Consider the following 12,537-nt stretch of genomic DNA (forward strand, 5'->3'; position numbering starts at 1 on the left):
AATTGAACCCAACTTTTGATTAAATCAATAACTCAACTTTCGCAGGACAAAAAAATACGTAACAATATGAAATAATTAAACAAAAGCATCATCTCTTGCTGTAAAATAGGTAGTCGCCAAACAACCTAGACACATACAAGGAGATGATGCTTTGAGCCCGATTGTAGCAGAAACTGTTTCATGTCAGAACCAAATTTCGTCGTTCTTTGATAATCAGCGCATCGCACTCTTACTGAAGCAAAGCAACATCGTCAAACAGTGCGGGATCGCCCCGGTTGTGGTCATGCGGATGATCTTCAGCCTGGTCTTCACCGGCAAGAACCTCTTCCGCTATCTGCTGGCCGAATCCTCAGGAGCGGAGATCGGCAAGGATTCCGTGTACCGCTTTCTGAATTCTTCAAACGCCAACTGGCGGAAGTTTCTCCACCTGCTCTGCGCGACGGTGCTCAGCAAAACGATCCTGCCGCTGACGGCCGAAGAGACACCCAAGGTTTTCATCGTCGACGACTCACTCTACGACCGCAATCGGAGCAAGAAAGTCGAACTTCTGGCGCGTGTCCATGACCATAACGACAAGCGCTACTATCGCGGCTTCCGCCTGCTGACCCTGGGCTGGTCGGACGGTTCCAGCTATCTGCCGGTCTCGTTCAGTCTGCTCAGTTCCGCCAAGCAGAAAAACCGCCTGGCTCCCATGGCCGCAGTCGATAAGCGGACTAACGGATTCAAGCGTCGGGCCGAAAGTCTGCGCAAGGCTCCGGAGGTGCTCAAGGATCTGGTGCAGCAGGCCCGAGAGAGCGGCATCCGGGCCGATTATCTGCTGTTCGACAGCTGGTTCGCCTTTCCTGCGACGATCATCGGCCTGCTCGAACAGAAGCAGCAGGTCATCTGCATGCTCAAGGAGGCGAAGACCAGATACGGCTATAAAGGTTTCGATCTCACCCTCAAAGAATTGTACAAGAGTGTCCGCAAGCGGTGTGGCCGAGCAAAGATTCTGGCCTCGGTCCAGGTAGAGCTGGGGACGGATTCCCGCAACCGGGCTATTATGGCTAAGATCGTCTTTGTCCGCGCCCGCAACACCAAGAAGTGGCTGGCGCTGCTATCGACCGATGTCGATCTTGCCGATGAAGAGATCGTCAAGCTCTACAAGCGCCGCTGGGACATCGAAGTTTTTTTCAAGATCTCAAAGAGCTATCTGAAATTGGCCAAAGAATTTCAGAGCCGCAGTTACGATGCGCTGGTAGCCCATACAACGATTGTCTTCGCCCGCTACATCATGCTGGAACTCGCCAGGCGCTCGGCAAAGGATCCGAGAACGTTGGGGACTCTGTTTCATGCCGGCTGCGACGAGCTGCGGCAAGCCAGTTTCGCCGAGGCCGTGACTTTGCTGCTGAATTCATTCCGCCAGATGCTCAAGAAGTTCGCCGACGAAATCGCAGCACCGGTTGCCGCCGCCTTGGAGGAGTTCATGGCGCAGATTCCGGCGATAATTCGACGGCCGATGCTACTTCCGGCCTGTATTTTCTGAAAGATCCACGTGTTTTCGCTCTGTTGCAGTGTTTTGATCGGTGCGAAAGTTGAGTCAATAAAAAAGACCGCTTAAAGCAACGCCTTCCGGCGGCCCGTAGCGGTCCTCGTCAATCCCCCCCACGGCATGACAAACATTAAACCAGTGTTCTAGCCCCTCTTCTATAGGAAATCCGATTAGTACTTGTCAACTCTTTTGTGGAAATTTTTATCCCCGGCTCTGGTTTCGCCATTCCTTTACCGAAACCTCTGGAGGCGAATAATTCCTTCACGGGATGAGCATGGGATATTCGAGCATTTCAAGTTTTCCTCTGCCGAAAAGGGGTATGGGCCGCCACCGTTTCGCTTCAAGGCACCTGGTCTGCGTGAGCTACCGAGACCAAACCGAGGAGAAAACCCCTCTCGCCTCATATCTAATGCGGCATAAATTTCCCATATACCTATTTCGACATAATTTGACTTTATGCTTAACTAGATATATTCTTGAGCAATGTTGGGATCCCCTAAAAAACCGGCAGGACGGGAGAGTAACGTCATGCAAAAAGCAACATCACCAAAAGTTCTCGGGCAGATCCTGAAATCAGCCCGAAACGAAAAAGGACTAAACCAACAACAGGCCGGAAATCTTGTCGGGATTACGCAAGCCATGGTCTCCCGTATTGAAACAGGGGAGTCAAACGCCCGTATCGACACGCTGTTCCGGTTACTGGCTGCGCTCGGCATGGAAATGACCGTAAAGCCACGGGACATCTCAGCGGACTTGAGTAAAGGGGACAACTGGTAAATGGGCCGCAAACGCCAAAGGTCTGAGCTGTTCGTAGCCATGAATGGCGAAGACGTGGGCCTGCTCACCCGGGCATCCACCGGGAAGCTCGAATTCCGCTACGACGATGGGTGGTTGGGGAGCCGATCCGGGCGGCCGCTCTCGCTCTCCATGCCTCTGGCACGGCAGATTTATTCAGGTGATGTCGTTGAAAATTTCTTTGACAACCTGTTGCCGGACAGCCTGCCGATTCGAAACCGAATCCAGAAAAAATTCGGGGCCAGGTCAAATCGCGGCTTTGATCTTTTGTGGCACATCGGCAGAGACTGCATCGGGGCGATTCAGCTTTCCCCAGAGCATCCTCCTGTCACCATCAAGTCCATCGAATCCGAACTGTTGACCGACGCGGAAATTGCAGAAACGCTTAAAAGCTACCGGACCAAACCGCTGGGAATGTCCGCGGAAAACGAGTTTCGTATATCAATGGCCGGGGCACAGGAAAAATCAGCATTTTTGCGGCGCGAAGACGGATGGCATCGGCCACTGGGAGCAACTCCGACCAGCCATATTGTCAAACTGCCGATTGGCCGGATCGAGCACAGCGACCTGGACCTGAGTGAAAGCCTTGAAAACGAATGGCTCTGCCACGCAATTTTCAAGGCCTATGGCGTGCCGATCGCAAACGCAGAAATCATGACCTTCGAAAGTATAAAGACCCTGGTCGTTGAACGCTTCGACCGGCGATGGGCAAAAGACAGATCCTGGTTGATTCGACTGCCACAGGAAGACATGTGCCAGGCCCTGAATGTTCCGCCGAACCTCAAATACGAATCAGATGGAGGGCCCGGCATCGAGGAGATCATGGCACTGCTCCTGGGCTCTGAGAATAGCCTTGAGGACCGGAAACTATTCATGACCCAGGTATTCTTGTTCTGGGTACTGGGTGCCATAGATGGACACGCAAAGAACTTCAGCATATTCCTTCTGCCCACCGGAGCCTACAGGCTCACGCCAGCCTATGACGTCATTTCAGCCTATCCCATTCTCAAAAGCAGGAAAGAGATCTCCATGGCCATGGCCGTTTCTGGGAATCGACGTCATTACAAATGGGAAGGGATTTTTGCAAGGCACTGGTTTGCCACAGCCAAAAGGTGCAATTTCCCTAAAGATGAGATGTCGGAGATTCTGGGAAGAGTTTTGGGAGATGTGGACAAGGTGATCGAGAAAGTCGCAGCGGACCTGCCCGTTGGATTCCCGGACAAAGTCGCTACAGCGATTTTTTCGGGCATGCGAAAAGCAAGGGATCGTATGATTTAACCGAATATTTGAACAATTTGTTTGGCGCTTACAGTTTCATATTTTGAAAGGTTGCAAGCAGGGTCATTAGCTTGTTTTTATCATGGTAATTTGTTACATAAGCAGATGCCCTCCTGGCCGACGGGATAGCGCCTGTATCCTCCGGCTCTTTTCATGCAAATCGATGGAGCACCAATGTCCAAAACCGCTTCCCAATCGAACCTCTTGCGTCAACTTCCCGGCATCGACACCCTGTTGGCCAGCGAAACGCTGACCGCCCTGGCCGGGGAGATCCCCCACCAGCTTCTGGTCGAGGCGGCGCAGCAGGTCGTGGCCGAGTTGCGTACCACGCTCCTTGCTGGCCAGGAACCCGTCGACCTTGACCTGGGCCGTTTGAGCGTGCAGGTGGCCAGCCGCGCCCGCCGGCTCGCCGCGCTCAACCTGCGCCCCGTCCTCAATCTGACCGGCACCATCCTCCACACCAACCTCGGGCGCGCCCCCCTGGCGCCCTCCGCCCTGGCCGCAGTAACAGCGGTCTCCAAGGGCTATTCCAATCTGGAACTCGACCTCGCCAGCGGCGAACGGGGGCACCGCTACAGCCACATTGAGGGATTGCTGCAACGCCTCACCGGCGCCGAAGCGGCGACCGTGGTCAACAACAACGCCGGTGCCGTGTTGCTGGCCCTGACCGCGCTGGCACAGGGCCGGGAGGCAATCGTCTCCCGCGGCGAACTGGTGGAGATCGGCGGCGCCTTTCGCATCCCCGATGTCATGGCGGCCGGCGGCGTCCTTCTGCGCGAGGTCGGCAGCACCAACAAGACCCACCTCGCCGACTACCGCAACGCCATCGGCGAGGCCACCGGGCTGTTGCTCAAAGTCCATACCAGCAATTACCGCATCGTCGGCTTTACCAGCAGCGTCACCAGCGCCGAGCTCGTCGCCCTCGGCCGGGAAAAGAATCTCCCGGTCCTGGAAGATCTCGGCAGCGGCATGCTCCTCGACCTCTCCCCCTTTGGCCTGCCCCGGGAACCGACGGTGGCCGAAGCGGTGGCCGCCGGTCTCGACGTCGTCACCTTCTCCGGCGACAAGCTTCTCGGCGGACCCCAGGCGGGACTGATCGTCGGTCGACGTGAAGCGATTGAGACGATTCGCCGCCACCCGCTGGCCCGGGCGCTGCGCAGCGACAAGCTGACCCTGGCCGCGCTGGAAGCGACCCTGCGCCTCTATCTCGATCCGCAACGGGCCCTGGCCGAAATCCCGGCCCTGCGCACTCTCTCCCGGTCGGCAGACGAGCTGCGCCGCCGCTGCCGGCGGCTGCAACAGCGGATCCGGAAAAGCTGCGGCGCGGCACTGGACGTTCAGGTCGTTGCGGCGACGGCGACGGTCGGTGGCGGCGCCCTGCCGCTGACCGAACTGGAGGGTTACGCCCTGGCGTTATTCCCGCAGAACGGCTCCGTTGACCAATTGGCCACCCGGCTGAGAAACGGCGAACTTCCCGTGGTGGGACGCCTGCATGAAGACCGCCTGCTCCTCGACCTGCGCACCCTCGCCAGCGACGAGGAAGGGCCACTCGTCGCGGCCCTGGCCGCCGTCACCACGCCAGAGCCATGAGCCAGAGCAAACGCCACTTCATTATCGGAACGGCCGGCCATGTCGACCACGGCAAGACCGCCTTGATCCGCGCCCTGACCGGAGAAGAGACCGACCGGCTCAAGGAAGAGAAGGACCGCGGTATCTCCATCGATCTCGGCTTCGCGCCGTTTCGCCTCCCGGGAGGTGAAGTCGCCGGGGTGGTCGATGTCCCCGGCCATGAGCGCTTTATCCACAACATGCTCGCCGGCGTTGGCGGCATGGACCTGGTACTGCTGGTGATTGACGTCAACGAAGGGGTGATGCCGCAGACGCGCGAGCATCTCGACATTCTGCAACTCCTCGGCATCGAACGGGGCATCCTGGTGCTGACCAAGTGTGACCTGGCGGAGCCCGACTGGATCGACATTGTCGAAGAGGAAGTCCGTGAGCAGGTGGCAGGCAGTTTCCTGGCGGAAGCACCCTGCTGCCGGGTCTCCTCGATCAGCGGCGCCGGCATGTCGGAGCTGGTCAAAACCATCCGCGAACAGCTCAAGAGCACCACACCCAAAGACGCCGATGGCCCGTTACGCCTCCCCGTCGATCGCCACTTCAGTGTCAGCGGCTTCGGCACCGTCGTCACCGGCACCCTGATATCCGGCAGCGTCACTGCCGGCGCGACTGTGGAAGTCCTGCCGCCGGGCGAACAGGTGCGGGTGCGCGAAGTCCAGGTCCATGGCAAGAAGACCGACCAGGCGCTGGCTGGCCAACGGGTCGCCCTCAACCTGGTTGGGCTCGACCGGGCCCGCATCGAACGGGGAACCGTGGTCGGGACGCCGGGAATTTTTGAGCAGACCGAGCGCCTCGACGCCCGCCTTACCCTTCTCGACTCCGCTCCGCGGCCGCTAAAGTTCCGGGATCCGGTCCATTTTTACCTCGGCACCGCCCGGGTCGTCGGCCTGGTCGCCCTGCTCGATCGCGACCAGCTTAAGCCGGGAGAGAGCGCCCTGGTGCAGATCCACCTCGACCGGCCGCTGGTTGCCCATCGCCAGGACCGTTTCATCATTCGCTCCTATTCGCCGATGACCACCATCGGCGGTGGCGTGGTGATCGATCCCGACCCGGTAAAGCACCGCCGTTTTCGCGACGAGGTCATGACTGCGCTGCGCGAACTCGAGTCGGGCGAGAAATCGTTTCTGCTGCAGAAGCTTGCCGACCACGAAGTTCAAAGGGTCAAGGAACTCGAACAGCTCTCCGGGCTCGGCCAGGAGCGCATCCGCAGCCACCTCGAGGAGTTGGCGGCCCAAGGAGGGGTCGTACTTCTCGGCGACCAGTGGCTGACCACCGCGACCCTGCGGGCCTGGCGGCGCAAGCTGATCGAGGCCGTCGCGGGCTACCATGCCAGCCACCCGATCCTCCCCGGCATGCCCCGGGCCACGGTCAAGAGCCTGCTCCCTGCGGCCCTCGGACCAAAAGGCTTCGACCAGCTGACCGCCCTGATGAGCGCCGCCCAGGAACTGACCTGCAGCGGCGAACTGGTGGCGCAACCAACCTTTGCGCCGACCCTGCCCCCGGAACTGGAGCGGCTGGTGGCCAACATCGAAAATGCCTACCGTGACGCCGGCGCCCAGGCCAAGAACCGGCAGGAGATGCTCGACCGGCTGGGAATCGCGCCGGCCGCGGCCGAAACCGCCCTTGCCTACCTCTTCAGCCAGGGGCGACTGGTGCGCCTCAACGACGAGACCTTCTTCCATCGCGACACCTACCAGGCGGCACTGCAACTGCTGCACGACCACTTCGCGCGCCAGCAGACCCTGACCCTGGCCGAGTTTCGCGACCTCCTCGGCAGCTCCCGCAAACAGGTGCAGGCACTGCTGGAATTCTGGGACGGACTCAAGTACACTCTGCGCCAGGGCGATGCGCGGGTGGCCTGGAAACTGCCCATGGAAAAATCCGCGAATGACAGGATGGATGAGCCAAATGAACACGAACAGGGAAGGAGGTGAGCCGATGAGCGGACCAATCAAACTGACCAGCCTCTCCCGCAGCAGCGGTTGAGCCGCCAAACTGGCCCCCGGGCCGCTGGCGCAGGTGCTGCGCCAATTACCGCAGTTTGACGACCCCAACCTCCTCTCGGCCACGATTCCCTGTGCCGATGCCGGAGTTTACCGCCTCGACCAGAACCGGGCGCTGGTGCAGTCGGTCGATTTCTTTACGCCGATCGTCGACGATCCGACCAGCTATGGCCGCATCGCCGCTGCCAACGCCCTGTCGGATATCTACGCCATGGGCGGGACGCCGCTGACGGCGCTCTCCCTGGTCGCCTTCCCTCCCTGCCTCGACACCTCGGTCCTGGTGGAGATCCTGCGTGGCTGCACCGAAAAGGTCCTCGAAGCTGGCGCGGTGATCGTCGGCGGCCACAGTGTCGAGGACGAAGAACCGAAGATCGGCCTGGCGGTGACCGGCCTGGTCGACCCGGCGCGCCTGGTTTCCAGCCGCGGCGCGCGTCCCGGCGACCTGCTGCTGCTGACCAAACCCCTCGGTACCGGCATCCTCGCCACCGCCCTCAAGGGGGAGATGATCAGCGAGGCAGAGATGGCCGAGGCGATTGCCGGCATGGAGACCCTCAACCGCGAAGCGGCCGCGGCGATGCTTGAAGCCGGTGTCGCCGCCTGCACCGACATCAGCGGCTTCGGCCTGCTCGGTCATGCCCTGGAGATGGCGGAAGCGAGCGGGGTGCTGCTGGAGTTCGACGGCGCAGCCCTTCCCAGCTACCCCGAAGTCCGCGAACTGGCCGCCATGGGGCTGATCCCCACCGGCAGTTACCGCAATCGCGAGCATTACCTGCCGCGAGTGGTGGAGGCCGAGCGCCTCGACCGCGCCCTCCTCGACCTGCTCGCCGATCCACAGACCTCCGGGGGTCTGCTGCTGGCGGTGGCGCCGGAGCGACTGACCGTGTTACAAATGGCCCTGCAGGCGCGGCACGTCAGCGCATGGCCCGTCGGACGGGTCGCCGCAGGTCCGGCCGGCTGGCTGCGGGTCGTCTAGGATTCAGTTCAGGCGCCGGTAGCAGGCGCCTGAATCGGCCATGACCTGGCAGTCCGCTTCGGCGGCCGGTTCCAGCTCGAAGAGTCGGTACAGATCGGCCGGAACTTCCTGCAGCACTTCGAGAATCTGCCGGCGCGACAACTCTTTTGGGAAGATGAAGAGACCTTCGCTGCTGTCGGCCACCGCCAGCCGCCGCCCGATCTCAGCGGACCAGCGATCGCTCCAGTAGATGGAATCCATGATCTGCAATGCTTGCATGGTGGTTCTCCTTGGCTGGGGTGATCCCTCCTCGGTCTCATTTTAATCCTCCCTGCCCGGCCACGCCAAGGGGGGGGCGGTCCTAGCATTGGAGAACAAGGATACCTAGATGACCTGGTTGACCCTTTTGTTGCTGCTGGCTGGATTCGTGCTGCTGATCGCCGGCGCCGAGCTGCTGGTGCGCGGCGCGGCGCAGCTCGCCATCGGGCTCGGTATTTCACCGCTGGTGGTCGGCCTCACCGTGGTCGCCTTTGGCACCAGCGCCCCGGAACTCGGGGTTTCGGTCTTCTCCGCCTGGAACGGCCAAGCCGGCATCGCCCTCGGCAATGTCGTCGGCAGCAACATCGCCAACATCCTGCTGATCCTCGGTCTCTCCGCGCTGGTGGCTCCGCTGGTGGTCCACCGCCAGGTTATCCGCCTTGAAGTGCCGATCATGATCGGCACTTCGCTGTTGCTCCTCCTCTTTGCCCTCGACGGCAGCATCGGCCGCTTCGAAGGGTTGCTCCTCTTTGCCGGGATCATCTTCTATACCACCTGGGCCATCCACCGCAGCCGCCGCGAAAACCGGGCGGCGCAGGAGGAAATCCCGGCCGAGGCGCGCGGGCACGCCAGCCGCACCATGCAACTGCTGCTGATCGTCGGCGGCCTGATCCTGCTCGGGATCGGCGCCCGCTGGCTGGTCAACAGCGCGGTCGTCATTGCCCAGCATTTCGGGGTCAGCGACCTTGTCATCGGCCTGACCGTGGTCGCCATCGGTACCTCGCTGCCGGAGCTCGCCACCTCGGCCCTGGCCAGCCTGCGCGGGCAGCGGGACATCGCCGTTGGCAATGTCGTCGGCAGCAATATTTACAACATTCTCAGTGTCCTTGGCCTGACCGCCCTGGTTTCCCCGGCCGGGATCCCGGTGCCAGAGACGGCCTGGGCCTTCGACTTGCCGGTAATGCTGATTGTTGCGATCGCCTGTCTCCCCATCTTCTGGCTCGGCCACCGCATTGAACGCTGGGAAGGGGGATTGTTTCTCGTCTACTACGGCGCCTATACCCTGCTCGTCTTTTTGCTATCGACCCAACATCCAAGCCTGCCACAGCTGATGCGTACCATGGCCTGGTTCATCGCACCGCTCACCGTCGTCACCCTGGGAATCTCCCTCTGGCGGCACCAGCGCCGCCCAGTGCCCTGAAGCAGGAAGAGCCGGCTTGCGGCCGGCTCTTCCTGCTTCATTCCTGCACCCGTTTCAAAGATCCCCGGTCAGCTCCTGCAGGCGGAAGAGCTTGGGGTTGATCCCGGCCACCACGGCGATAATCTCGCGCAGGGCGGTCTCGTCGATCCCGACTTCCTCGTCCCGCCCTTGAAACCAGGCGTACCCCTTCGGCAGCGGCGAAAAGCTCCCGTCACGCAGCAGCGCGACATCGACCAGGTCGTTGACCCGCCCCTGCGCCTCCCAGGGATCGCGGTAGTTGAACTGGCGCGCGACGATATGCAGGCCGAGACCGTTGGGCCAGACGCCCCGGACCTCGAAGGAGAATTCCCGCGGTGCGCTGTAATTCTCACTGCGGCCGGAGCGGGCCATGACCCGTGCCCCTGCCGTTTCGAGCATCGCCTGTACCGACTCGACTGTCATCGGCTGCGGCTGTTCCATCTGTTATCTCCCTTTGGTCTGATTCAATCTGTCAACTCAGGTATCGAGCCGCAGCTCCACCCCCCAGGGGACCGGCCTCTGGCCATCCCGGGTCAGCACCCACAGGGTCGGGAACTCCATCTCCTGCGGCGCCGCGCCGAAGCCGTCGGTCAGGTAGATGACGGCCGCCGGTCGCGGCTGCATGGTCCGCGCATAGGCAAAGACCGGGCGCAGGTCGGTGAAGCCGCCGCCGTGGTAGACCTCGGCGACGGCGGCGCTGCTGCGAAAGGTTTCGATCTTCTGGATGCGGCTGCCGGCATAGAGAACGGTGATCAGGCTCTCCCGGCCGCGGGCGAGCTGTAGCAGCTCGCGGGCGAAGGCCTCCCGCAGCGGCTGCCGGTCGGTCGAATCGGAGACATCGACCCCGACCAGGAGGTTGAGCCGCTGGCGCTTGCGGATGCCCGGGGTGGTATGCGCGAAGCGCCGATGCTCGCGTTTCCAGGTTGAGCGCCGTCCGACCCGGCCGGCAGTGGCGACGAATTGCCGCAATACCTGGCGCCAGGGGATGATCGGCGGCGCCAGCCACCCGGCCACCAGCTGCCGCACTTCCCCCGGCACCTCGCCCCGGCTTGCCCGCCAGGCCTCCCGCACCAGGCCGCGCACCACCTCCTCGCCGAGCGGTGCCGGGGTGCTGTCCGCCTCGGCCCAGGCGCGGTGGTCGTCGATGGTTTGCGCTGAGGCCAGGGGGTCCGCTAACGGCCGCTCGCCGGCCGCATCCGCCTGTTGGTAGCTGCCGGCGTCGCGGGCGGCATTGCCGTACCCCTCCCCGTCCAGGTTGCCGCTATCGTAGGGGCGGGTCACCAGCCGGTAATATTCCTCGGCCGCCAGCCTTGCCGGCAACCCCAGCCGTTCGGGGGTGATCGCCGCAAGGGGGAGGTTGGCGATGCCGGGGTTGATCGCCAGGTCGCAGGCGATGTCCCAGCTCTGGCTGTGACGCTCCTTGCGGCGCAGCGGATGCAGGTGCAGGACATGCTTGAGGACATGTTCGAGAAGCGCCTGCTGCTCTGGCGCGCTATAGCCGGCGAAGGCGGGCGGACAGACCGCGAGGGTCGGGACGCCGCCGCGGATCGTCACCCCCAGCGCCTGCGGTCCCGGCCCGAGTTCGCGCCGGAAGGGGAGCAGGAAGTGGCCGTAGAAGGGACGCTCCTTGAGCAGCCGCACGATGGCGCTGCGCACCCCTTCCAGTCCCGTTACCGCCTCACTGCTCATCGCTCATGGCTCGGTTGTCAGCATTCGCCACTGATCGCTGCGATCGCCTCGAAGACCACCGCATCGTACTTGTCCTGGGTAATTGCCGCCGCCACTGCCGGGATTCGCGCCAGCGATTTCACCAGCCCGAAGCGCTGGTCACGGGGGAGGACGGCAATATAGGCGACCAGGTTGGCCTCGCGCGCGGCGGTCAGTTCCAGCCCGCCGTCGAGGGTGACGACCACATCGCTCTGCGTCACCGCCTGCAGATCGTCGCGCTGGGCCGCCACCCGGGCGGCCACTTCGGGCCAGCTGTCGAGCACTTCGAGCGCCGTTACCGGGCGTTCACGCTGTTCGTGACACCAGCGCAGGAAGATGACCGCCGCTTCCTTGCCGACGATACCGGCATAGACCTCCATCTCCAGTTCCGCCGGGAAGCGACAGGAGCGCCGCAGGATACTGACCATCTCCCAGGCGCGTTCGGTCGGTTCGACCGGCAGTTCGAAGGGCTGGTCCTGCCGGGCCAGCAGATGGGTGTTGGCACCGAGGAACTGGCAGACCTCCGTGTCGAGCCGCCGTTCCCGGGCATAGCGCGCCCAGCAGGCGTAGTCGCTCTCGACCTGGAGGATGACCATGCGGTCGAGAAGCGCCCGATCGAGGGTCGCGACCTGGTAGCTGCCGTCCGGGGGATTGATGGAGACCACCACCTTGTGACGGGGATGCAGGGTGTGGGTGTGCAGGGCGCGGCGCTCTCCTTCGACCGGCGGCTCGACAAACTGGAAGATCGCCTGCAGGGTATCCTCCTGCTGGGCACGATTCAGCTCGTCGCAGTGCACCACCGTTTCGGCAGCGTCGTCGGCCGGCCACCAGGAGGGGCGCGACCAGCGCATCGTTTCCCCATCTCGAAAGGGGATACCGACCAGGTCGCCGACCTCCATCTGGCCAAGGCGCAACGGTACGTAACGGCGCCCCATCTCCCGGCAGACCTGGATTACGCCAGCGGTTTTGCCGACGCCGCGGTGGCCGACGATGCAGGGGGTGAGATCGGTCTTGGTGAGGATTTCGGCCAGCACCAGCTTCATCTGTTCGACGTTCATTGCTGAAAATTCATCCTGTTCGGGAATTGATATCGTTTTCGGTCAGGAATCAAACGATAGCGCAAATCGGCAGCGAGGTCCAGACCCTTTCGTGTGCGCAGCTGTTCGTGTGCGCA

Annotated in this window: 11 protein-coding genes; 7 read left to right on the forward strand and 4 right to left on the reverse strand. The window is 62.1% G+C overall.

Annotated elements, in window-relative coordinates; genetic code table 11:
* The first annotated feature begins 151 nt into the window (after positions 1 to 151).
* From DBW_RS13510 to selD, 6 genes are all read left to right on the forward strand, one after another.
* Positions 152 to 1,525: an IS4 family transposase gene (locus DBW_RS13510; protein ID WP_066728011.1), complete on the forward strand. Its 1,374-nt coding sequence runs from the start codon at positions 152 to 154 to the stop codon at positions 1,523 to 1,525.
* Between the two features lie 534 nt (positions 1,526 to 2,059).
* The gene (locus tag DBW_RS13515) at positions 2,060 to 2,308 is read left to right on the forward strand and encodes a helix-turn-helix domain-containing protein (RefSeq protein WP_066728012.1); all 249 of its coding nucleotides are present in this window, start codon (positions 2,060 to 2,062) and stop codon (positions 2,306 to 2,308) included.
* Positions 2,309 to 3,604, forward strand: coding sequence for a type II toxin-antitoxin system HipA family toxin (locus DBW_RS13520; RefSeq protein WP_066728013.1), 1,296 nt, complete (start codon positions 2,309 to 2,311; stop codon positions 3,602 to 3,604).
* Between the two features lie 174 nt (positions 3,605 to 3,778).
* Complete coding sequence (selA, locus tag DBW_RS13525) at positions 3,779 to 5,194, forward strand: L-seryl-tRNA(Sec) selenium transferase (RefSeq protein WP_066728014.1); 1,416 nt, start codon at positions 3,779 to 3,781, stop codon at positions 5,192 to 5,194.
* Positions 5,191 to 7,158, forward strand: a complete 1,968-nt coding sequence (gene selB / locus DBW_RS13530) for a selenocysteine-specific translation elongation factor (RefSeq protein WP_066728015.1) — start codon at positions 5,191 to 5,193, stop codon at positions 7,156 to 7,158. The genes selA and selB overlap by 4 nt, the downstream gene beginning before the upstream one ends.
* A gap of 4 nt (positions 7,159 to 7,162) precedes the next feature.
* Positions 7,163 to 8,200 (forward strand): selenide, water dikinase SelD, encoded by a 1,038-nt coding sequence (gene selD / locus DBW_RS13535; RefSeq protein WP_082820351.1) that lies wholly within the window; start codon positions 7,163 to 7,165, stop codon positions 8,198 to 8,200.
* A gap of 3 nt (positions 8,201 to 8,203) precedes the next feature.
* Here the strand turns inward: selD and DBW_RS13540 are convergent, their stop codons facing one another.
* Entirely contained in the window at positions 8,204 to 8,458 is a 255-nt protein-coding gene (locus DBW_RS13540; RefSeq protein WP_066728017.1) for a hypothetical protein, read from the reverse strand.
* 109 nt (positions 8,459 to 8,567) lie between these two features.
* Here DBW_RS13540 and DBW_RS13545 point away from each other — a divergent pair, with 109 nt between their 5' ends.
* Entirely contained in the window at positions 8,568 to 9,638 is a 1,071-nt protein-coding gene (locus DBW_RS13545; RefSeq protein WP_066728018.1) for a calcium/sodium antiporter, read from the forward strand.
* A 54-nt stretch (positions 9,639 to 9,692) separates the two neighbouring features.
* Here DBW_RS13545 and DBW_RS13550 read toward each other — a convergent pair whose 3' ends face one another.
* The 3 genes from DBW_RS13550 to DBW_RS13560 are packed head-to-tail and all read right to left on the reverse strand — an operon-like array spanning position 9,693 to position 12,421.
* Complete coding sequence (locus DBW_RS13550) at positions 9,693 to 10,097, reverse strand: hypothetical protein (protein ID WP_066728019.1); 405 nt, start codon at positions 10,095 to 10,097, stop codon at positions 9,693 to 9,695.
* A gap of 36 nt (positions 10,098 to 10,133) precedes the next feature.
* Positions 10,134 to 11,345, reverse strand: coding sequence for a vWA domain-containing protein (locus DBW_RS13555; protein ID WP_066728020.1), 1,212 nt, complete (start codon positions 11,343 to 11,345; stop codon positions 10,134 to 10,136).
* Between the two features lie 17 nt (positions 11,346 to 11,362).
* Positions 11,363 to 12,421 (reverse strand): hypothetical protein, encoded by a 1,059-nt coding sequence (locus DBW_RS13560; protein WP_066728021.1) that lies wholly within the window; start codon positions 12,419 to 12,421, stop codon positions 11,363 to 11,365.
* Positions 12,422 to 12,537 lie beyond the last annotated feature (116 nt).

Source organism: Desulfuromonas sp. DDH964 (assembly GCF_001611275.1).
In the GTDB taxonomy this organism is placed as follows: Bacteria; Desulfobacterota; Desulfuromonadia; order Desulfuromonadales; family DDH964; genus DDH964.

What these genes read in the sequence shown, in the direction of transcription:
- DBW_RS13515 (WP_066728012.1), top strand. Translation starts at nt 2,060, where the DNA reads ATGCAAAAAGCAACATCACCAAAAGTTCTCGGGCAGATCCTGAAATCA.
- DBW_RS13520 (WP_066728013.1), top strand. Translation starts at nt 2,309, where the DNA reads ATGGGCCGCAAACGCCAAAGGTCTGAGCTGTTCGTAGCCATGAATGGC.
- selA (WP_066728014.1), top strand. Translation starts at nt 3,779, where the DNA reads ATGTCCAAAACCGCTTCCCAATCGAACCTCTTGCGTCAACTTCCCGGC.
- selB (WP_066728015.1), top strand. Translation starts at nt 5,191, where the DNA reads ATGAGCCAGAGCAAACGCCACTTCATTATCGGAACGGCCGGCCATGTC.
- DBW_RS13540 (WP_066728017.1), bottom strand. Translation starts at nt 8,458, where the DNA reads ATGCAAGCATTGCAGATCATGGATTCCATCTACTGGAGCGATCGCTGG.
- DBW_RS13545 (WP_066728018.1), top strand. Translation starts at nt 8,568, where the DNA reads ATGACCTGGTTGACCCTTTTGTTGCTGCTGGCTGGATTCGTGCTGCTG.
- DBW_RS13550 (WP_066728019.1), bottom strand. Translation starts at nt 10,097, where the DNA reads ATGGAACAGCCGCAGCCGATGACAGTCGAGTCGGTACAGGCGATGCTC.
- DBW_RS13555 (WP_066728020.1), bottom strand. Translation starts at nt 11,345, where the DNA reads ATGAGCAGTGAGGCGGTAACGGGACTGGAAGGGGTGCGCAGCGCCATC.
- DBW_RS13560 (WP_066728021.1), bottom strand. Translation starts at nt 12,421, where the DNA reads ATGAACGTCGAACAGATGAAGCTGGTGCTGGCCGAAATCCTCACCAAG.